Source organism: Sagittula sp. MA-2 (assembly GCF_030126985.1).
Taxonomy (GTDB): domain Bacteria; phylum Pseudomonadota; class Alphaproteobacteria; order Rhodobacterales; family Rhodobacteraceae; genus Sagittula.
Map to the genome: position 1 here is coordinate 3,359,408 of NZ_CP126145.1, position 18,851 is coordinate 3,378,258.

Annotated in this window: 20 protein-coding genes; 7 read left to right on the forward strand and 13 right to left on the reverse strand. The window is 69.2% G+C overall.

The features are described 5' to 3' along the window. The first annotated feature begins 29 nt into the window (after positions 1–29). Entirely contained in the window at positions 30–806 is a 777-nt protein-coding gene (locus QNI11_RS16375; protein ID WP_283980919.1) for a hydroxypyruvate isomerase family protein, read from the forward strand. Between the two features lie 23 nt (positions 807–829). On the opposite strand, the gene QNI11_RS16380 is transcribed toward QNI11_RS16375, so the two are convergent. After that, positions 830–1,501 (reverse strand): response regulator, encoded by a 672-nt coding sequence (locus QNI11_RS16380; RefSeq protein ID WP_283980920.1) that lies wholly within the window; start codon positions 1,499–1,501, stop codon positions 830–832. A 191-nt stretch (positions 1,502–1,692) separates the two neighbouring features. On the opposite strand from QNI11_RS16380, the gene QNI11_RS16385 reads away from it, so the two are divergent. Continuing rightward, complete coding sequence (locus tag QNI11_RS16385; protein WP_283980921.1) at positions 1,693–2,412, forward strand: HAMP domain-containing sensor histidine kinase; 720 nt, start codon at positions 1,693–1,695, stop codon at positions 2,410–2,412. Between the two features lie 54 nt (positions 2,413–2,466). Beyond that, the gene (locus QNI11_RS16390; RefSeq protein WP_283980923.1) at positions 2,467–3,474 is read left to right on the forward strand and encodes an Ldh family oxidoreductase; all 1,008 of its coding nucleotides are present in this window, start codon (positions 2,467–2,469) and stop codon (positions 3,472–3,474) included. A 23-nt stretch (positions 3,475–3,497) separates the two neighbouring features. On the opposite strand, the gene QNI11_RS16395 is transcribed toward QNI11_RS16390, so the two are convergent. The 5 genes from QNI11_RS16395 to QNI11_RS16415 form a co-directional block, all read right to left on the reverse strand. Beyond that, positions 3,498–3,884, reverse strand: coding sequence for a hypothetical protein (locus QNI11_RS16395; protein WP_283980924.1), 387 nt, complete (start codon positions 3,882–3,884; stop codon positions 3,498–3,500). 33 nt (positions 3,885–3,917) lie between these two features. Continuing rightward, entirely contained in the window at positions 3,918–5,144 is a 1,227-nt protein-coding gene (locus QNI11_RS16400) for a S8/S53 family peptidase (RefSeq protein ID WP_283980925.1), read from the reverse strand. Positions 5,145–5,322: 178 nt separating this feature from the next. Then, positions 5,323–6,828, reverse strand: a complete 1,506-nt coding sequence (gene ggpS, locus QNI11_RS16405) for a glucosylglycerol-phosphate synthase (protein WP_100929573.1) — start codon at positions 6,826–6,828, stop codon at positions 5,323–5,325. A 3-nt stretch (positions 6,829–6,831) separates the two neighbouring features. Continuing rightward, on the reverse strand, positions 6,832–7,614 hold the full coding sequence (locus QNI11_RS16410) for an HAD-IIB family hydrolase (protein WP_283980926.1): 783 nt from the start codon (positions 7,612–7,614) through the stop codon (positions 6,832–6,834). A 1-nt stretch (position 7,615) separates the two neighbouring features. After that, a complete protein-coding gene (locus tag QNI11_RS16415) occupies positions 7,616–8,683 on the reverse strand; it encodes an NAD(P)H-dependent glycerol-3-phosphate dehydrogenase (RefSeq protein WP_283980927.1) in 1,068 nt (355 codons plus the stop codon). A 436-nt stretch (positions 8,684–9,119) separates the two neighbouring features. On the opposite strand from QNI11_RS16415, the gene QNI11_RS16420 reads away from it, so the two are divergent. From QNI11_RS16420 to QNI11_RS16430, 3 genes are read left to right on the forward strand one after another with little or no spacing between them, the layout of a single operon-like run. Further along, a complete protein-coding gene (locus QNI11_RS16420) occupies positions 9,120–9,578 on the forward strand; it encodes a (2Fe-2S)-binding protein (protein WP_283980928.1) in 459 nt (152 codons plus the stop codon). 4 nt (positions 9,579–9,582) lie between these two features. After that, entirely contained in the window at positions 9,583–11,751 is a 2,169-nt protein-coding gene (locus QNI11_RS16425; protein ID WP_283980929.1) for a xanthine dehydrogenase family protein molybdopterin-binding subunit, read from the forward strand. A gap of 3 nt (positions 11,752–11,754) precedes the next feature. Further along, positions 11,755–12,366 carry an Isoquinoline 1-oxidoreductase subunit gene (locus QNI11_RS16430; RefSeq protein ID WP_283980930.1) on the forward strand — a complete coding sequence of 204 codons (612 nt, stop codon included), beginning with the start codon at positions 11,755–11,757 and terminating at the stop codon, positions 12,364–12,366. A 211-nt stretch (positions 12,367–12,577) separates the two neighbouring features. Here QNI11_RS16430 and QNI11_RS16435 read toward each other — a convergent pair whose 3' ends face one another. Further along, a complete protein-coding gene (locus tag QNI11_RS16435; protein ID WP_283983524.1) occupies positions 12,578–13,744 on the reverse strand; it encodes an alpha-D-ribose 1-methylphosphonate 5-triphosphate diphosphatase in 1,167 nt (388 codons plus the stop codon). Positions 13,745–13,769: 25 nt separating this feature from the next. Here QNI11_RS16435 and QNI11_RS16440 point away from each other — a divergent pair, with 25 nt between their 5' ends. Further along, positions 13,770–14,450, forward strand: a complete 681-nt coding sequence (locus QNI11_RS16440; RefSeq protein WP_283980931.1) for a DUF1045 domain-containing protein — start codon at positions 13,770–13,772, stop codon at positions 14,448–14,450. On the opposite strand, the gene phnN is transcribed toward QNI11_RS16440, so the two are convergent. The 6 genes from phnN to QNI11_RS16470 form a co-directional block, all read right to left on the reverse strand. Continuing rightward, positions 14,432–14,974 (reverse strand): phosphonate metabolism protein/1,5-bisphosphokinase (PRPP-forming) PhnN, encoded by a 543-nt coding sequence (gene phnN, locus QNI11_RS16445; RefSeq protein ID WP_283980932.1) that lies wholly within the window; start codon positions 14,972–14,974, stop codon positions 14,432–14,434. The two genes, QNI11_RS16440 and phnN, sit on opposite strands and share 19 nt — an antisense overlap. A gap of 103 nt (positions 14,975–15,077) precedes the next feature. Then, the gene (phnL, locus tag QNI11_RS16450; protein ID WP_283980933.1) at positions 15,078–15,761 is read right to left on the reverse strand and encodes a phosphonate C-P lyase system protein PhnL; all 684 of its coding nucleotides are present in this window, start codon (positions 15,759–15,761) and stop codon (positions 15,078–15,080) included. Between the two features lie 81 nt (positions 15,762–15,842). Next, positions 15,843–16,610, reverse strand: a complete 768-nt coding sequence (gene phnK / locus QNI11_RS16455) for a phosphonate C-P lyase system protein PhnK (RefSeq protein WP_283980934.1) — start codon at positions 16,608–16,610, stop codon at positions 15,843–15,845. A gap of 211 nt (positions 16,611–16,821) precedes the next feature. Then, positions 16,822–17,397 carry a GNAT family N-acetyltransferase gene (locus tag QNI11_RS16460; protein WP_283980935.1) on the reverse strand — a complete coding sequence of 192 codons (576 nt, stop codon included), beginning with the start codon at positions 17,395–17,397 and terminating at the stop codon, positions 16,822–16,824. Beyond that, positions 17,394–18,263 carry an alpha-D-ribose 1-methylphosphonate 5-phosphate C-P-lyase PhnJ gene (locus QNI11_RS16465; protein WP_283980936.1) on the reverse strand — a complete coding sequence of 290 codons (870 nt, stop codon included), beginning with the start codon at positions 18,261–18,263 and terminating at the stop codon, positions 17,394–17,396. The genes QNI11_RS16460 and QNI11_RS16465 overlap by 4 nt, the downstream gene beginning before the upstream one ends. Further along, positions 18,260–18,589 carry an endonuclease domain-containing protein gene (locus QNI11_RS16470; protein ID WP_283980937.1) on the reverse strand — a complete coding sequence of 110 codons (330 nt, stop codon included), beginning with the start codon at positions 18,587–18,589 and terminating at the stop codon, positions 18,260–18,262. The genes QNI11_RS16465 and QNI11_RS16470 overlap by 4 nt, the downstream gene beginning before the upstream one ends. Positions 18,590–18,851: the final 262 nt, after the last annotated feature.

An 18,851-nucleotide genomic window follows, 5' to 3' on the forward strand; every position in this document is an offset into this window, starting at 1 on the left:
GACAACGGCGCCGCAAAGGGGCGCCGGGCATGAGCGGGCGCCTGACATTTTCCGCCAACCTCGGGTTCCTCTGGACCGACAGGCCCCTGCCCGATGCGATCCGGGCGGCGGGGGCGGCCGGCTTCGACGCGGTCGAATGCCACTGGCCCTACGACATTCCCGCAGCGTCCGTGCTGGAGGCGCTGGCGGACACCGGCCTGCCGCTTCTCAGCGTGAACACGCGGCGGGGATCGCAGCCGGGCGACTTCGGCCTTTCGGCCCTTCCCGGGCGCGAGGCCGAGGCCCATGCCGCCATCGCGGAGGCGGTGAACGGCGCCGTGGCCCTTGGCGCACGCATGGTACATGTCATGGCAGGCAAGGCGCGTGGTCCGAAGGCCCGTGCCGCCTATCACAACGCGCTGCGCCATGCCTGCGCGCTGGCCGCGCCGCACGGGCTGACGATCCTGATCGAACCCATCAACCAGAAGGACGCGCCGGGCTACTTCCTGCGCGACACCGCCCACGCACGGCGCATCATCGAGACGCTGGGACTGCCCAACCTGAAACTGATGTTCGACTGCTACCACGTCCAGCGCGCCGAGGGGGACGTGATCCACCACCTGCGCGACCTCCTTCCGGTGATCGGTCACATCCAGTTTGCGGGCGCGCCGGACCGTGGACCGCCGGACGAGGGAGAGCTCAACTACACCGCCGTGTTCGAGGAGATCGCCGCACTGGGATGGACGGCCCCGCTGGGCGCCGAATACCGCCCCGGTCCCGACACCGACGCCACGCTCGGCTGGCTGGCCCGGGCGCGCAGCATCTGAACCCCGGACAATCCGGAACGGGGTCAGCGAAATCTCAGCGGTTCATCGGAATCGAAGAGGTAGGAGACATTCCAGTTCTCCGGCTCTGTAAATCCCTTGCTGGCGAGCATATCTATAATTCGCTTGTCGATTGTATCGACAAATCGACCGAATTCCATTTCATCCCGAATGACTTTCGCCACGTCCCGTGAAATCTGCACCCGCTGCTGTGCCAGCAATTCGCCGATCCAGTGGCGAGACGCCTCGGAAAACACCTTGGCAGAGGCGATCATCAGTTCCCGCAGCTTGTCGGGATCCAGCGCGTCCTTGCTGAGACAGTCCATCGACCCCTTCTTCATCGAGGCGACGGCCACGTCGGTGCGCATCTCCGACGAGATCATCACCACCGCCGCGCCGAAGTTCATGGGGTGGTTGTTCACCAGCCTCTGCGCGTGCAGCCCGTTGCCCTTCGGCAGCAGATAGTCAATGAAAATAACGTCGTAGGACCGCTCATCCAGCGCCTTCTCGAACTCGTCCATGCCCGTGGTCAGGCGCGTGTTCACGGGCAGCCCGGTCTTTCCGCAGGCGCGCTTGATCCGGTTCAGGTCGAAGGTGCTGTCGTCGAGCACCAGCACCTCGAACACGCCGCGCTGCACTGCGCCATCCCGCCGGCCGCCGGCTGCCAGCACGCCGTCCGCTCTATCCGTTTCCGCCATCCGTCTTCTCCCAAGCTTCAGGGTCACCTGATGTACGAAAGAATAGCCGGGAGAAATCTTAACCCTGAATGAAGCCCCCAAATTTATTAACGTGAAATTTCGCAAAACTATCGGAGGGAAGCGTTTGGCGATCGTCCGGCCGACTGTTACCAATGCTCGTGCAACCATAAACTCCTGGACAGAGCGGTAAAATGAAGGATCTTGCAGAAACGGGCGAAACGGAAAGGGATTTCGAATCCTACCTCTATATCGTTACGCACGATCTGAAGACCTACTCCCGCGCCATGCGCGTCATCCCCGAATGGATCGAGGAGGATCTGGGCGCCGCCGGTCACGCCGTCCCGGCGGAGGTCCGCGAACACGTCACCATGCTGCGCGACTACGCCCGCGGGCTCGACCTCATGCTCGACGGGCTGACGGAACTGTCGCGCGTCGGGCGGCTGGCCGACACACCGGACCGCCACCCCCTGCCGGAGGCGCTGCGCGACGCCTGGTGCCGCGTTCCGGGGCGCGACGGGTTCGACCTCGATCTGTCGCAGGCGGCGGGCGCGGTCGTGGCCCCGGGCAACGACCTCGACCGCATGCTGTTTGCCGTGCTCTCCAACTGCGTCCGCCACCACGATGCCGCGCAGGGCCACGTCACCGTCCGCACCCAGTGCGACGGCGCCCGCCTCATCCTGACCGTGACGGACGACGGGCCGGGCGTCGACCCGGACTACCGCCGGAAGGTCTTCGAACCGCTCTTCACCCTGCGCGCCAAGGACGAGGTCGGCACGGCGGGCATGGGCCTCGCCGTGGCAGAGAAGGTGGCAAAGACGCTCGGCGGCAGCATCGCCATCGTCGACAGCCCCGCACAGCGCGGCTGCACGGTGGAAATCGGCCTGCCGCTGGCCCCTTCCCCAATCGTTTGAGAACCGCCCGCACTTGATGTACCCCGAAGGGGCCGTGACCCTCAGGACCACATCATGCCCCAGATCCGCCTGACCCCCGAAGAGATCCACAGCCTCGCCTACGACACGCTGACCCGGACCGGCTATGGCGACGCCCACGCGCAGGCCATCGCCGCGTTCCTGACAACCTGCCAGATGGACGACTGCGGCTCTCACGGGCTGTTCCGCCTGTTCATGTGCGTCGAGACGATGCGCCGGGGCACCGTCGACGGCACGGCAGAGCCGGAGATCGTCACCGACGACAGCGCCGTGGTGCGGGCCGACGCGCGGGGCGGCATCTCGCTTCTGGCGACGCAGGGGGGCCTGCCGCTTTTGACCGAACGCGCGCGCCGCTTCGGTGTCGCGGCCATGGCCGTCAACCGCTGCTACCACTTCTCCGCCCTCTGGCCGGAGGTCGAACACCTTGCCCGCGAAGGGCTTTCCGCGCTGTCGATGGTGCCCAGCCACGCCTGGGTCGCGCCCGCGGGCGGCACGCGCGGCGCGCTCGGCACCAACCCCATCGCCTTCGCATGGCCGCGCGGCGACACCGATCCGCTGGTCTTCGACCTCGCCACCTCCGCCTTCGCGCGCGGCGAGATCGAGCTTTACCGCCGCGAGGGCAAGCCCCTGCCCGAAGGCGTGGCGCTGGACGCGGACGGCAAGCCCACCACCGATCCGGAGGCGGCGATGCAGGGCGCCATGTGCACCTTCGGCGGCCACAAGGGCTCTGCCCTGTCGCTGATGGTCGAACTGATGGCCGGGCCGCTGATCGGCGACATGACCAGCCTCGAAAGCATGGCCTACGCCGAGGGCCGCCCCGAGGCGCCCTACCACGGCCAGATCATCGTGGCCTTCGACCCGGCGCGCCTTTCGGGCGGCCGCGCCGATGCGGGCCAGTCGTCGGCCGAGGCGCTGTTTGCCGAGATCGCCGGGCAAGGCGCCCGCCTGCCCGCCGAACGCCGCTATGCCGCCCGCGCCCGCAACAAGGCGCGCGGCTACGTGGAAATCGCGCAATCGCTCTACGACGACCTGAAGGCGCTCTGACCGTCGGGCCGGGAGGCCGGTCCCTATTCCTCGGACGGGCGACGCGGCCGCACCAGATCGACGGCGCGGTCGAACTCCGCGTCCTCCACCTCCTCGGCCTCCAGCGCGCGGCTCAGCGCGTCCGGTGCGCCTTCGACCACCACTGCCTGCACGCCGCGCGCGACCGAGGTCTTCAGCCCCAGCGCCTGCAGCTTGCCCACCAGCGCGTCGAGACCGGGGGCGCCCTGCGCATCCTCGAAGTCGATCAGCGCCTTGCGATAGGCGGTGCGGTCCGGGAAGGCGTCCGGCGCGGGTGCTGCGGCGCCCCGGCTGCGGGTGGGCCGCGCCGTCTGCAGGATCATCCGTTCCGTCCCGCCCGAGGGCTTGGCGCCCAGTTCCGCCTGCAGCTTCTTCAGGCTTTCCTCATCCATCCAGACCGCCCTTCCCTGCAAGTGTGCGCCGACTCATGACACAGCCTGCCACAGGTGCGGCGGCAGTTGCAGCATCCCGCCGCCCTGCCGCAGCGCATCCACGCCCGACAGCGGCTGCAACACGCCGATGATCTCCTCCGTCAGGTCCGAGAGCGTGATCGTCGGGAACCGCTCCACGATCAGCGCGGCAATGCCCGAGACCAGCGGCGTTGCCATCGAACTGCCGTCCCAGGCTTCGTAGCCGCCGCCCATCACGCAGGAGGTCACCTCCGCCCCCGGCGCCACGAGGTCCGGCACATCGTAGCTTTGCGCGTCGGCGACCATGCTCCCGCCCGAAGAGAAGCTCGCCACCCGGCCATGGCGGTTGGCCGCGCCCACCGACAGCACCTCTGCGTAGTTGCCGGGGCTGCGGCTGGTGTTCGGCCCCTCGTTGCCCACCGCGATCACCGGCAGGATGCCCATGCGCTTCAGCAGCACGACGGAGGATTTCATCGCCCCGTGAAAGCCCGGAATGCCCGCCGACATGTTGAGGATCGAGATTTCCGGCCGCCGCGCCACGAAGTCGATGGCAAAGATGAAGTCGGAGATATTGCCAAGCGCGTTCGGGATCATGACGTAGTTCATCAGGTCCGCCTCCGGCGCGACGCCGACGCGCGACCCGGCCACCAGCCCGGCGACATGGGTGCCGTGGCCCTCCGTGTCCTCGCTCTGGATCGCGACGGGCGTGTTGGTGGTGCGGTCCAGCCGGAAGGCCGAGGCAACGCGCCCGGCGATTTCCTCCACCTCCTCCACCCCGGTGTCGAGGATCGCGACCCCCACGCCCTTCCCCGTGCCGCCGAAGCCTGCCGCCCGGGCCGCGGCCACCGCCACAGCGTCGAGGTGCCAGAGGTCCAGCCCCGCCTCCACCGAATGGCTCGCCGTGGCACGCACCGGCTGGATCAGCGACAGCGGCAGGTCCTCCACCACGTCGTAGTTCGGCAGGTCGGTCTTCAGCCGCTCCAGCTCTTCCGGATCGTCCATGTCGAAGACCATCACCCCGGTGACGGAGGTCGTCTCCTCCGGGTGCGCCACGATCTCGGCCGAGCGCATCCGCGCGCGCGCGGCGGGTTCCGGCCCCCGGGTCTGCGCGCCAAGGCGGCGGCGCGCCTCGATGACGCGGGCGACCTGCGCGGCGCGCGCTTCGGGCGCCATGGTCACATCGGCCATGCTGAGCGAGGCGATGACAGGGTCGTTCTTCGGCAGGGCAAGAAATCGGGCCACGGGACAAATCCCCCTCTGTGCTGAAAATGGGGCCACGGCAGGCGCCGCCCGACGGGCCGCTGACAATCAAAGAATGAGTAATGCTACCACAATCCCCGCATTGCGGGTAGCGGGATATGAAAAGGCGGACGGGCCCGCGCCCGTCCGCCGTGCTGTTCCATCAAGCGATGTTGGTGGCTCAGGCCACCTCCGCCGCGCTCGACGTCTTTTCCTTGGGCGTGCTGAAGGCGCGCATCTGGTCCTCGGCCCAGAAGCGGATGTCCTGCTTCTGCACCATGGCGCGGTTGACCTTCATCCGGCCCCGGCGCTCTTCCTCCGGCATGGCCAGCGCAAACTCGATCGCGGAGTCCATCGACTTGTGCGAGAACGGGTTGGTCGGCACAGCCGTCGCCAGCTCCACCGCCGCACCGGCGAATTCCGACAGCACCAGCACGCCGTCGCCATCAGTGCGCGCGGCGCAGAACTCCTTGCAGACAAGGTTCATGCCGTCCGCCAGCGGCGTGATCCACGCCACGTCCGCCGCCCGGTAGAAAGCCACCAGATCGGTGAACGGCACCGGGTTCGAGATCAGCAAGAGAGGCTGCCAGTCGAAGTTGCCGTACCGCCCGTTGATCCGCCCGGCGATCGACTCCAGGTCCTCCTGGATCTGCCGGTAGGCCGTCATGTTGACGTTCGCACTGACCGAGACGTGCATCAGCTGCACCTTGCCGCGCAGGTCGGGACGGTTCTCCAGCATCCGCTCGAAGGACTCGAGCTGCTCGATCCCGCCCTTGGTGTAATCCGTCCGGCCCACCGAGAGGATCAGCTTGCGGTCCTTCAGGCCCTCGCGGATCTCGCCGACCCGCTTCTCCGTCGCCTCGTTGTTCGCCAGCGTCTCGATGTAGCCCACGTCGACGCCCACCGGGCTCGCCTGCAGCAGCACCGTGCGCCCGTCATAGGCGACCTCGGTGATGACCGACTGCTCCGACAGGGCGGAGGTCTGGGCGTTCAGCTCGTCCTTCACCTTCTCGCGCTTCTGGGTGTCGACCTCCAGCAGCGACCGCGCGGCGGAGACGAAGTTGTTCACGTACCGCGGGATGTGGAAGCCCACCACGTCGCAGGACAGCAGCGACTCGAGGATCTCGCGCCGCCACGGCAGCACGTTGAAGATGTCGGCGGGCGGGAACGGCGTGTGGTGGAAGAAGCTGATCTTCACATCCGGGCGCAGCGTCCGCAGGTAGCCCGGCACCAGCCAAAGGTTGTAGTCGTGCACCCAGACCACGGCGCCCTGCGCGGCCTCGGCGGCGGCAGCCTCCGCGAAGGCCCAGTTCACCTCCCGGAAGGTCGACCAGTCGACGGGGTCGTAGTTGTAGCGTTCCTTGAAGCCGTGCAGGATCGGCCAGAACGCCTCTTTCGAGGAGACGTGGTAGAACGACGTCACCTGCTCCGGCGTCAGCGGCAGGCGGGACACGGAATACTTGCCGTGCTGGTCCTCGATTTCCACCACCCGCTCGAAGCCCGGGTTGGCCGGGTCGTCGGCGTTTTTCCACGCCACCCAGGCGCCCTTCTCGAACCGTCCGAAGAAGCTCTTGAGCGTCGGGACGATGCCGTTCGGGCTCTTGTTCTCCCGGAACTCGATCTTCCCGTCGACTTCGACTTCCTCGTAGGGCTGACGGTGGTAAACGATCACCAGGTCGGATGGCATGGTTCAGGCTCCTTTCGGGGTGTCATGTAGGTCAAGCGCGGCGATGGCCTCGATGATGCCCGCCGCACCGTGCGCGCGCGCATGGTAGACGGTCTCGCAGCCATCGAGCCGCGCCTTCAGGTCGGCTTCGGAATTGCCCACGGCGACGGCCGGCAGGCCGCTCTCCAGCATGGACAGGTCGTTGAGCGTGTCCCCGGCGCACAGCACGCGCGTCTCCGGGATGCCCAGGTGATCGACAAGCCGCCGGATCGATGGCCCCTTGGAGACCCCCTTCGGCAGCACGTCGAAATAGCGGTTGTCGGAAATCAGCCAGTCGAGCCCCATCTCCGCCACCCGCTCCTTGGCGTTGGCGTCGAAGTCGGCGGGGTCGAGGTCGTAGCTGACCCGGTAGCGGAACGCGGTCGGCTGAAGCGTCAGGCCGGGATGGCCGTCCAGCGTCACGCGGACCAGCTCCCCCTTGTCGCCCCAGCGTTCGGCGATGTCCTCTTCGAGCTTTGCAATGGGCGTCACATGCCCGTCCGCCGTCACCTCGGCGATGGTGGTGCCCACGTCGCCAACCACGAACTCCGGCCAGGGCAGGCCCTTCTCGCGGCACATCTCCATGATGAATTCCGGGTCGCGCCCGGTGACGAAGATCAGCCCGACGCTGGCGCGGTTGGCCTCGATCCAGCTGTAAAGGCGCTCTCGTTCGGCGTCTGTGCCGCCGAGGAAGGTGCCGTCCAGATCGGTGGCGAGGGTCATCCGGCGCGCGGCGATGTCCGGGCGCGATGTGGCATGTACGTTCATGTCAGCTTTCTCCGAATTGCAGCGGCACGTCGGGTTGCGGGTGGGCGAGCGAGAGGTCCAGCGCCTGCGGCTCCGCCTCGATCGGGCGCGCCCAGAGCGTGCTGAACGCCTCCTGCAGGTCGGCGCCCTCGTGCAGCACGGCGTTGACCGTCTCGCAGATCGGCATGGGCACACCCACGCGCTGCGCCAGTTCGATGACCGAAACGGCGTTGATCTCGCCCTCGACCACCACGGGACGCCCTTCGAAGCACGACACCCGCGGGATGCCCTGCCCCAGTTGGTAGCCCAGCGACATGTTCCGCGACGTGGTCGACGAACAGGTCAGCGTCAGGTCGCCCGCACCCGACAGGCCGGTGACGGTCTCGCGCCGTCCGCCAAGGGCCTGCGCCAGCCGCTTCATCTCGTCGATGCCACGGGTGATCAGCGCGGCGCGGGTGTTCTCGGCAAAGCCCGCGCCGGACATCATCCCGCAGGCGATGGCGATCACATTCTTGACCGCGCCGCCCACTTCGACGCCCACGAGGTCGTCCGAAACGTAGGGCCGGAACCCGTTGCCCGACAGCGACAGCGCCAGCCGTGCCGCGGGGCTCGACTTCGGCGCCAGCCGGTCGGCATAGCGGAAATGGAAGGCGACGGTGGCAGCGGTCGGGTGATCCAGCGCCGCTTCGCGTGCAAAGGTCGGGCCGGAGACGGCGCCCACCGGATGCCCCGGCAGCTCGTCCGACACGACTTCGGACAACAGAAGGCCCGTGCCGCGCTCCACGCCCTTGCAGGCCAGCGCCACCGGGATGCCCTCCGGCAGATGCGGCGCGATGGCCCGGCACATGGGTCGCAGGGTCGAGGACGGCGTGACCATCAGCACGGCCTCCGCGCCGTCCAGCGCCTCGGCCAGGTCGGCGGTGGCGGTCAGCCCGGCGGGGAGCGGCACATCCGGCAGGTATTCGGCATTCTCGGCGGCCGCGTTGATCGCGTCCGCCTGATCGGGACGGCGCGCCCAAAGCTTCACCTGACGACCGTTGCGCGCCAGCACGCAGGCCAGCGCGGTGCCCCAGCTGCCGGCGCCAAGCACGGCGACGCGGTCATAGGGGGCGGCGGGTTGGTAAGACGAATCCTTAATGGGGAGCTCCTTTCAGGATACCCTGTTTACGTTTCGTTCATCCATGTACCGGGCGCGTCACCAGCCGTTCGGGGCGGCATCGCGGGGGTCGGCTCAACGCAGGCCAACCCGGACCCTCGGGCACGGACATCCCGTCCAGCGCCACGTCATCAACCTAGGGCGGATATTTGCCGAAACCAACGGCTTTCCGCCGCATCGCAGCAAAGTCGTTATCCGATAAGGAAAATTTGTTGATCAAATAGGCAGACCCCGCACCCGTCCCGCCCCCGGCCTTTCGCCCGGGTAAAAAAACGGAGCACCCCTCCATTTTTTTCGTTGCAGCCATGGACGCGCCCCTGCCATGCTCTATTTCCCGGCACAGCGAATTCCCACACGGAGGGCCAGCCAAATGATCTCTTTCGAACTCAACGGCGAGGAGGTGACCGTCGATGTCGCCCCGGACACGCCCCTGCTCTGGGTGCTGCGTGACGAGCTGAAGCTCACCGGCACCAAGTTCGGCTGCGGCGTCGCGCAATGCGGCGCCTGCACGGTGATGCTGAACGGCATGACCCGGCGCTCCTGCGTCACCCCGATCTCCATGGTCGACGGCAGCTTCGTCACCACCATCGAGGGCATGGAAGGCCCCGAGGTCGAGGCGGTTCAGGCGGCATGGGCGGGGCTCGACGTGCCGCAATGCGGCTGGTGCCAGTCCGGCCAGGTCATGAGCGCCACCGCGCTCCTGCTGGAAAACCCCGCACCCACCGACGAAGACATCGACAACGCCATGGCCGGGAACGTCTGCCGCTGCGCCACCTACGTGCGCATCCGCAAGGCGATCCACGACGCCGCCGACGCGCTGGAGGGCTGATCCCATGAACAAGCAACTGTCCCGCAGGGGCTTTCTCGCCTCATCCGCCGGCCTCGTGATCGGGCTCACGCTGCCCATGGCCGGCCGCGCCCAGTCCGGTGCCGCCCTCGCCTTCGAAGGCGACGGCACGGAGGGCACCTTCGCCCCCAACGCCTTTGTCCGCGTGGCGCCCGACGACACCGTCACCGTGATGATCAAGCACATCGAGTTCGGCCAGGGCCCCAACACCGGCCTCGCCACCCTCGTCGCCGAGGAGCTGGACGCCGACTGGTCGCAGATGCGCGCCGAAAGCGCCCCCGCGAATACCGAGCTCTACAAGAACCTCGCCTTCGGCATGCAGGGCACCGGCGGTTCCACCGCCATGGCCAACAGCTACATGCAGATGCGCAAGGCCGGGGCCGCCGCCCGCGCCATGCTGGTCGCCGCCGCCGCCGAGGAATGGGGCGTCCCCGCCAGCGAGATCACCGTCGAGAACGGCATCGTCAGCCACCCCGACGGCCAGTCCTCCGGCTTCGGCGCGCTGGCCGAGAAGGCCGCCATGCAGACCGTGCCCGAGGATCCGCCGGTGAAGTCCGCCGACCAGTTCCGCCTGATCGGCTCCGACCTGCCCAAGCTCGACACCGCGGCAAAGTCGAACGGCACCGCGACCTTCACCATGGACCTCTACCGCGACGGGATGCTGACCGTGGTGGTCGCCCACCCGCCGAAGTTCGGCGCGACCGTGGCCTCCTACGATGACGCGGAGGCGCTGAAGGTCCCGGGCGTCGAGGCGGTGCACCAGATCCCGCAGGGCGTGGCCGTCTACGCGACCTCGACCTACGCCGCGATCAAGGGCCGCAACGCGCTGACCGTCGAATGGGACGAAAGCGCGGCCGAGACCCGCTCAACGGACGAGATGTACGAGGCGTTCTCCGCCGCGGCCGCCGAGGGCGGGCGCGATGCGGAGGTCAACGGCGACGGTGCCGCGGGCATCGACGGCGCCGCGCAGGTCATCGAGGCAGAGTTCCGCTTCCCCTACCTCGCCCACGCGCCGATGGAACCGCTCGACGGCGTCCTCGAGGTGCGCGAGGACGGCGCGGAGGCCTGGATGGGCTCGCAGTTCCCCACCCTCGACCTGCCCGCGATCGCCGGTCCGCTCGGGCTCGACCCGGCGAACGTGAAGATCAACGTGATGCTTGCGGGCGGCAGCTTCGGCCGCCGCGCGCAGGACACCTCGCACTTCGCCTCCGAACTGGCCGAGATCGGCAAGGCCGCCGGTCCCGGCACCTACAAGCTGGTCTGGACCCGCGAGGACGACATCCAAGGGGGCTACTACCGGCCCCTGACGGTGCACCGCTTCCGTGCCGGTCTGGACGACGGCGGCGCGCTCCTCGGCTGGGAAAACGTGGTGGCCAACCAGTCCATCATGGCGGGCGGCCCCATGGCGCAGATGATGCAGGATGGTATGGACCCGACCTCCTACGAAGGGTCGTCGAACCTGCCTTATGACTTCGGGCATTCCCGCGTCGGCTGGGCCGTGCAGGAAAACCCGGTCAGCGTGCTCTGGTGGCGCTCGGTCGGGCACAGCCACACCGGCTATGCGGTCGAGGTCTTCCTCGACATGGTGCTCGAAGCGCAGGGCAAGGACCCGCTGCAGGGACGGCTCGACCTGCTGAAGGCCGATGGCGACCGCTTCCGCGGCGTGCTCGAAAAGGTCGGCGAGATGGCCGGCTGGGACGGCACCACGGTGCGCGATGGCAAGGGCTACGGCATCGCCGTGGTGAAAAGCTTCAACACCTATGTCGCCGAGATCGCCGAGGTTTCGGACGCGGGCGGCTTCCCGAAGGTGCACCGCGTCTGGTGTGCCGTGGACTGCGGCGTCGCGGTGAACCCCAACGTGATCCGCGCGCAGATGGAAGGCGGCATCGGCTACGGCCTCGGCTCCGTCCTCTTCGACGAGATCACGCTGGGCGACGGCGGCGAAGTCCAGCAGTCGAACTTCGACACCTACCGCATGCTGCGCATCCACGAGATGCCGGAAGTGGAGGTGGAGATCATCCAGTCCGACGCCGATCCGACCGGCGTCGGCGAACCCGGCCTGCCGCCCATCGGCCCGGCCGTTGCCAACGCATGGCGCGCCCTGACGGGCAAGACCGTCACCCGCCTGCCTTTCACCGCAAGCATGGAGGCCTGACCCATGAAAAAGACCCTTCTGATGGCGGCGCTCCTTGGCGTCGCCCCGGCCCTCATGGGCCCCGCCTTCGCCGAGACCGTCAACGGGCTGCGCACCGTGGACGAGTTCGACAGCATCACGGACGAGACGGAACGCTCCGTCTCGCTGTTCGAAGAGATGCTGGTGGTGATCGAAAGCCCGCGCTGCCTGAACTGCCACCCGGTGGACAACACCCCGCGGCAGGGCGACGAGATGAAGATCCACATGCCGCCGGTGGTGCGTGGCGACGCGGACTTCGGCGCGCCGGGCATGCGCTGCAACACCTGCCACGGCGAGGAGAACTACGCCTTCGAAACCGGCACCGGCTCCATCCCCGGCCACAGCCCGTGGCAGCTCGCCCCGCTGGAAATGGGCTGGATCGGCAAGTCGGCGGCAGAAATCTGCGCCCAGCTCAAGGACCCGGAAACCAACGGCGGCAAGTCTTTGGCGGAACTGCACGAGCACAACGCCGAGGACGGCCTCGTCGGCTGGGGCTGGGAACCGGGCGAAGGCCGCACCCCGGCCCCGGGCAACCAGGAGATCTTCGGCCAGCTCACCGAAGCCTGGATCGAAACCGGCGCCGCCTGCCCGAGCTGACCTTTCCGACAACGACCATCAGGCCGCCTTCGGGCGGCCTGATCCGTTTCCGGCCCCCACACTCCGGCCAATTCCCCGGACGTGGCCCGGGGGCACGTACGGGGCGCACCCGACCTGCCCGCCGCCCGGCCCGGGCTTCGGCCAGGTTTGCGCAGGCCACGACCCCGCCCGCAACCGGCCACCGCACAGCGCACCGGACCGGACCGGCACGTCACCCCACCTGGCACCCGCGCGACCAGACCCCGCGCAGCACGGGCGCATCGCCAAAGGTCTCGACCCGCAGCAGGTCGGCCCGCAGCCCCTCCGCCAGCGTGCCCCGGTCCGTCAGGCCGGTCGCCCGCGCCGGGGCAGAGGTCACCGTCCGCACCGCGCGCGGCAGGTCGTCCCACAGCGCCCCCAGCCGCCACGCCGACAGCAACAGCGCCGAGGGCACGTAATCCGACGACAGGATGTCCAGAAGGTCGAACTCCGCCAGCGCCAGCGCCGAGACGTTGCCCGAATGCGACCCGCCCCGGATCACGTTCGGCGCGCCCATCATGATCGCGATGCCCCGCTCGCGGCAGGCCTCTGCCGCCTCCACCGTGGTCGGGAACTCGGCAAAGCCCACGCCCAGCGCCCCGCTCCGCGCCACCTGCTCCTCCGTCGTGTCGTCGTGGCTGGCCAGCACGGCGCCGATCCGCCGCGCTTCCTCGACCGCGCCCGCCTCGTGCCGCGTGCCGTACTCCGCCTGCAGCCCCTTCAGGTGCGCCACATGCGCGTCGAACTCCGCGTCCGACATGTTGCGCTTCTTGGCGACGTACTGCTTCATCTTGGACAGGTCGCGGAACTGCCGCTGCCCCGGCGTGTGGTCCATCAGGCTGACGATGCCCACCCGGTCCTCCGGCCCGAAGGCCGCCAGCTCCTCCAGCAGGGTCTCCGAACAGATCTCCGCCCGCAGGTGCAGGAAGTGGCTGATCCGCATCGCCCCCGACGCCCGGAGCGCCATCATCTCCGACGCCAGCCCCCGCGCGTATTCCGCGTAGCGGCCCTTGCCCGAATGGATCGAACCGACCCGCATCGCGTCGAAGACCGTGGTGATCCCGCAGGACGCCAGCTCCCCGTCATGCGCCAGCAGGGCCGAGACATGCGGCCAGTCCACGCCGGGGCGCGGCTGGATGTGCCGTTCGAGATTGTCGGTGTGCAGTTCCACCAGCCCCGGCAGCACGTAATCGCCGCCGCAGTCGATCGCGCCCGCCGGCACGTCTCCGCCGGAGCGGACCTCCGCGATCACCCCGTCCTCAACGCAAAGCTTGCCCGTGACCACCCGCTCGTCCAGAACGAGGCGCGCATTGGCAAGGCAGAAAGAGGCTGACACGCGCCTGTCATCACCGCGTGTCATGTCGCTCGAAAAGACCGGAGAATTCATGTCAGACCATTCCCGTTATGCTGTGTATTTCATGCCGCCCGAAGGCGTGTTGCAGACGTTCGGCGCGCGCTGGCTGGGCTGGGACGCCGTCACCGGGACAGAGGTGGCGCAGACCGCCCTGCCCGAAGACCTGCCGCCCATCGAACAGATCACCGGGGCGCCCCGCAAGTACGGCTTCCACGGCACGCTGAAGCCGCCCTTCCGCCTTCAGGGCAGCCTGCCCGATCTCGAAGCGGCGGTGGCGGCCCTGGCCGGCCGGACCGCCCCGGCGCGCAGCGCGGGCCTCGCGCTCACCCGGCTCGGCCGCTGGTTCGCGCTGACCCCCACGGGCGACATCTCCGGCATCGGCCGGATCGCCGCCGCCTGCGTCACCGACCTCGACACCTTCCGCACGCCCGCCTCCGAGGCCGAGCTCGACCGCCGCCGCAAGGCCGGGCTGACCGAGCGGCAGGAACACCACCTGCGCAAATGGGGCTACCCCTACGTGCTCGACCAGTTCCGCTTCCACCTCACGCTGACCGGCAAGGTGGACAAGGACCGGCTCGACGCGGTGGAGGCCGCCATCAGGGACGCCCTCCCGCCGCTGCCGGAACCCTTCGTCATGGCCGACATCTGCCTCTGCGGCGAACGTCCCGATGGCCGCTTCGAACTCATCCACCGTTACGCCCTCACCGGGTGAAGCCGCGCCAGCGCCTCGGCGACGGTCCGCTCCAGCGGGCCGTCGTTCGACACGTCGAGCCGCGCCATGCCCTCGGGCAGCGCATAGCCCGCCCGCGCCAGCCGCCGCGCGATCTCCGGCGCGCTCTCCCGCCCCCGCCCCGCCAGCCGCGCGGCCAGCGTCTCCGGCGTGGCGGTCAGGTTCAGCACCACGAAGCCGGGAAACATCTCCTGCGCCTCCGGCAGCACCGCGCGCGACAGGTTCGCCATGACCTCCGCCCCGCCGCGGACCGCTGCCAGCACCCCCGCGGGGATGCCGTAGGACAGCCCGTGCGCCTGCCACGACAGGCAGAAGGCGCCCCCGGCCTGCATCTCCGCGAACCGCTGCCGGGACACCGCGTCGAACACCTCGCCGCCCGCCTCCGCATCGCGGGTGATGACCCGGCGCACCACCCCGATGGAGGGCGCGGCAGCCGCGATCCCCTGCATCACGCTGTCCTTGCCCACGCCCGAAGGCCCGACCACCGCGATCAGCCGCCCGCTCATGCCTCACCCCCGCCGGACACCCCGGCAGGCCCGTGCCCGGACCGCAGCCCGTTGCGCCCGCAGGGGCGCAGTCGGGGCGTCCGGCAGGGGGCGGTCAGACCGCTCATGCCGCCATCCCCGGCGTGAACCGCGCCACGTCGATCTCCCGGTCGCAGACCCGCGCCCGCGCCGCCTCGTCATGGAAGATCCCGACGATGGCCGCGCCCCGCGCCTTCGCCGCCTCGATCAGCTCCAGCACCACCGCCCGGTTCACCGCGTCGAGGCTGGCGGTCGGTTCGTCCAGCAGCAGCGCCGGATAGGCATGGGCAAAGCCGCGCGCGATGTTCACCCGCTGCTGTTCGCCGCCCGAAAACGTCGTGGGCGAGAGCGGCCACAGCGTCTCGGGGATGTTGAGGCGCGCCAGCAGCTCCGCCGCACGGGCGCGCGCCGCCGTCTCGTCCACGCCCACGGCGCGCAGCGGCTCCGCCACCACGTCGAGCGTCGGCACCCGCGGCACCACCCGCAGGAACTGGCTGACATAGCCCAGCGTCTCGCGCCTCAGCCGGATGATCTCGCGCGGGGCGGCCTGTGCCACGTCCACGCCGCCGACCACGATCCGGCCCGAGGCCGCAAGGTAGTTGCCGTAGATCATCCGCATCAGCGTCGACTTCCCCGCGCCCGACGCGCCGGTCAGCGCCACGCATTCGCCTGGGGCGACGCGCAGGTGCGCGCCCTCCATCACACGGATCACCGCCCCGCCCTGGTTGTGCAGGGTGAAGGTCTTGGCCACGTCCTCGATCTCGATCATCGTCTCACCCTGCCTTAAGATTAACCCGTTGTTAATAAATGAGGTTTCGCGGCGAAACCTCCCACGCTTCCTGACCATGCCTCAGACCTGCAACACGCTTGAGACCAGAAGCTGCGTGTACCCGTGCTGCGGGTCGTCCAGCACCTGATCGGTCAGACCCTGCTCCACCACCCGGCCCGACTTCATCACCATCAGACGGTCGGCCAGTAACCGCACCACGGCCAGGTCGTGGGTCACGATGATGGCGCTCAGCCCCATGTCCCGCACCAGCCCGCGCAGAAGGTCCAGCAGCCGGGCCTGCACGCTCACGTCGAGGCCCCCCGTGGGCTCGTCCATAAACACCAGCCGCGGCCCGGTCACGAGGTTCCGCGCGATCTGCAGCCGCTGCTGCATCCCGCCCGAGAAGGTCGTGGGCCGGTCGTCCACCCGGCCCGGGTCGATCTCCACCCGGCCCAGCCAGTCGCAGGCGGCGCCCCGGATCTCGCCATAGTTGCGGGCGCCCACGGCCATCAGCCGCTCGCCCACGTTGCCCCCGGCACTGACCCCCATCCGCAGCCCGTCGCGGGCGTGCTGGTGGACAAAGGCCCAGTCGGTCCGCCCCAGAATCCGCCGCTCCGGCTCGGACATGGTGACGGTGTCGCGCGGCCCCATGGCGGTGTCGAAGACCACCCGCCCGGCATCCGGCGTCAGGTGCCCGGCCATGCAGTTCAGCAGGGTCGACTTGCCCGACCCGCTCTCGCCCACGATGCCCATGACCTCGCCGGTATAGAGCTCGAAGCTCACGTCCCCGCAGCCCAGGTGCGCCCCGTATCGCTTTGTCAGCCCCTCGACGGACAGAAGTGGTGTCATGCTCGTTCTCCCTGCCCCGGGCGCCCTGCGGCAATCCCCGCCACCGGGCCCCCGGCATCCATCAAATTCACCTGTCCCGGACGCCCTGCCCGAGCCGCAAACCCGGCTTGGGCCGCGGCCCGGCAGCCATCCCCGGCCCCTGCCCGGAACGGTTCACCCAGCCCGTGGCCCAGGCCAGAGCGACGCCCCCTCAGCCCGGCAAAGGCGGGCATCATGCCCCCTCTCCCGGCCCGGAGGATTTCGCCGCGAAACCGGGCGCAGCAAAGGCGTCCCCCGGGGCCCCGGCGGTGGGGCGCGGGGCGATCAGGCGGCCCATCAGCAGCGAATCCACGTAGACCCCGTCGCGCAGAAGCGAGGCGCGGCGGATGCCCTCGTCCTCGAACCCGAACGCCCGGTAGAGCGCGATGGCCCCGTGGTTGTCGAGGTTGACCTCCAACTCCGTCCGGATCAGCCCCAGCCAGTTGTCGGCCAGGTCGAGGATCGCGGTCATAAGCGCCCGTCCGACCCCCTGCCGGTGGTGCAGGTCGTGGACGGTGATCGCCAGCGACCCGGAATGCGACCGGCGGTCCGGGCCGCGCGTCAGGGTCGCCCAGCCGATCGCCGTGCCGTCCTTCTCCGCCACGAGGCTGTGCACCCCTTCAGTCCTTGCCCGCACCCGTTCGGCCACCCAGTCGGTCTTCTGGTAGGGCAGCCGCCCGGTGCCCCATTGCACGGCGGGGCGCAGGATCATCTCGTGCAGGGCGGGAATGTCCCGCTCTTCGGGGGCGCGCAGGATCAGTTCGCTCATGCCGCGGCCTCCCCGCGAAACCCCTGCGCCTGCCGGGTTTCGCAGTGGTCGGTGTCCGAACAGACGAACATCCGCCCGCCCCGGTCGTCGACGATCACCTCGTCGAGATAGCTGTCCTCCGCCCCGCAGAGCGCGCAGGGGTGGTCCGCCTTCGAGGCCTCGAAGGGGTGGTCCTCGAAATCGAGGCTGACAACCCGTGTATAGGGCGGCAGGGCATAGATCCGCTGCTCGCGCCCGGCGCCGAAAAGCTGGATCGCGGGGCAGCCGTCCAGCTTGGGGTTGTCGAAGCGCGGGATCGGCGAGGGGTCCATGACATAGCGGCCCTCGACCTGAACCGGGTAGGCATAGGCGGTGGCGATATGGCCGTGGCGGCTGATGTCCTCGTAGAGCTTGACGTGCATCAGCCCGTAGTCCTGCAGGGCGTGCATCTTGCGGGTCTCGGTCTCACGCGGCTCGAGGAAGCGCAGGGGCTCCGGGATCGGCACCTGGTAGACGAGGATCTGGTCCTCGGTCAGCGGCTGTTCGGGGAAGCGGTGGCGGGTCTGGATCACCGTTGCCTCCGCTGTCCGGGTGGTCGTCTCCACCCCGGCGGTGCGTTCGAAGAAGGTCCGGATGGAGACCGCGTTGGTGGTGTCGTCGGCGCCCTGGTCGATGACCTTGAAGCGGTCTTCGGGCGTCATCACCGCTGCCGAGACCTGCACCCCGCCGGTGCCCCAGCCGTAGGGCATGGGCATCTCGCGCGAGGCGAAGGGCACCTGGTAACCGGGGATCGCCAGCCCCTTCAGGATGGCGCGGCGGATCATCCGCTTGGTCTGTTCGTCGAGGTAGGCGAAGTTGTAGGCGAGGTCGCCGGTGTCGGGGGTCATGACCGAAGGGCCTCCGCTATGGCGCGCAGGACGGCATCCGTCCGCGTCAGGATGTCGGTGTCGTTGAAGCCGAGGAGCCGGTAGCCGCGGGCCTTCAGACAGGCCGCGCGGGCCGGGTCGCGGGGGTGGCCCGTCTCGATTGCGAGGCGGTGCGCCGGGATGAGGAAATCCACGATCAGCGGGCCGACGGGCGCCTGGCGGCGCACCGAAAGGCCCATGAAGCGGTGGGCGCGCAGGAACTGCCATAGCCGCTTCTGCGCCTCCGTCGTCTCGCGGCGCCGGCGCCGGGCCTCCGCCTTCTGGGCGTCGTTGTGAAAGCCGGTCATCTGGTCCCCGACCGCCGGTGTTCCGGGGGGCGTCAAGATCAGGTGAACGGGGCGTGCGGCCGCTCCCGGGCCTGCCTGTCCTGTCCCCGCCCCCTCCTTGGCCCTCCCCCGCAGCGGGGGAGGGAAAGCCCTGCGGCATCGGGCGGACTCTGGACCTTGATACGTTAATCCCGGCTTAACCGTCTTGCGCGACAGGTCCCCTCCCCCGTCCCGGGGGAGGGTTAGGGAGGGGGGGAGGCTCACGGAGGGGGTCAGGTCAAGG

What these genes read in the sequence shown, in the direction of transcription:
- QNI11_RS16375 (WP_283980919.1), top strand. Translation starts at nt 30, where the DNA reads ATGAGCGGGCGCCTGACATTTTCCGCCAACCTCGGGTTCCTCTGGACC.
- QNI11_RS16380 (WP_283980920.1), bottom strand. Translation starts at nt 1,501, where the DNA reads ATGGCGGAAACGGATAGAGCGGACGGCGTGCTGGCAGCCGGCGGCCGG.
- QNI11_RS16385 (WP_283980921.1), top strand. Translation starts at nt 1,693, where the DNA reads ATGAAGGATCTTGCAGAAACGGGCGAAACGGAAAGGGATTTCGAATCC.
- QNI11_RS16390 (WP_283980923.1), top strand. Translation starts at nt 2,467, where the DNA reads ATGCCCCAGATCCGCCTGACCCCCGAAGAGATCCACAGCCTCGCCTAC.
- QNI11_RS16395 (WP_283980924.1), bottom strand. Translation starts at nt 3,884, where the DNA reads ATGGATGAGGAAAGCCTGAAGAAGCTGCAGGCGGAACTGGGCGCCAAG.
- ggpS (WP_100929573.1), bottom strand. Translation starts at nt 6,828, where the DNA reads ATGCCATCCGACCTGGTGATCGTTTACCACCGTCAGCCCTACGAGGAA.
- QNI11_RS16410 (WP_283980926.1), bottom strand. Translation starts at nt 7,614, where the DNA reads ATGAACGTACATGCCACATCGCGCCCGGACATCGCCGCGCGCCGGATG.
- QNI11_RS16420 (WP_283980928.1), top strand. Translation starts at nt 9,120, where the DNA reads ATGATCTCTTTCGAACTCAACGGCGAGGAGGTGACCGTCGATGTCGCC.
- QNI11_RS16425 (WP_283980929.1), top strand. Translation starts at nt 9,583, where the DNA reads ATGAACAAGCAACTGTCCCGCAGGGGCTTTCTCGCCTCATCCGCCGGC.
- QNI11_RS16430 (WP_283980930.1), top strand. Translation starts at nt 11,755, where the DNA reads ATGAAAAAGACCCTTCTGATGGCGGCGCTCCTTGGCGTCGCCCCGGCC.
- QNI11_RS16435 (WP_283983524.1), bottom strand. Translation starts at nt 13,744, where the DNA reads ATGACACGCGGTGATGACAGGCGCGTGTCAGCCTCTTTCTGCCTTGCC.
- QNI11_RS16440 (WP_283980931.1), top strand. Translation starts at nt 13,770, where the DNA reads ATGTCAGACCATTCCCGTTATGCTGTGTATTTCATGCCGCCCGAAGGC.
- phnN (WP_283980932.1), bottom strand. Translation starts at nt 14,974, where the DNA reads ATGAGCGGGCGGCTGATCGCGGTGGTCGGGCCTTCGGGCGTGGGCAAG.
- phnL (WP_283980933.1), bottom strand. Translation starts at nt 15,761, where the DNA reads ATGATCGAGATCGAGGACGTGGCCAAGACCTTCACCCTGCACAACCAG.
- phnK (WP_283980934.1), bottom strand. Translation starts at nt 16,610, where the DNA reads ATGACACCACTTCTGTCCGTCGAGGGGCTGACAAAGCGATACGGGGCG.
- QNI11_RS16460 (WP_283980935.1), bottom strand. Translation starts at nt 17,397, where the DNA reads ATGAGCGAACTGATCCTGCGCGCCCCCGAAGAGCGGGACATTCCCGCC.
- QNI11_RS16465 (WP_283980936.1), bottom strand. Translation starts at nt 18,263, where the DNA reads ATGACCCCCGACACCGGCGACCTCGCCTACAACTTCGCCTACCTCGAC.
- QNI11_RS16470 (WP_283980937.1), bottom strand. Translation starts at nt 18,589, where the DNA reads ATGACCGGCTTTCACAACGACGCCCAGAAGGCGGAGGCCCGGCGCCGG.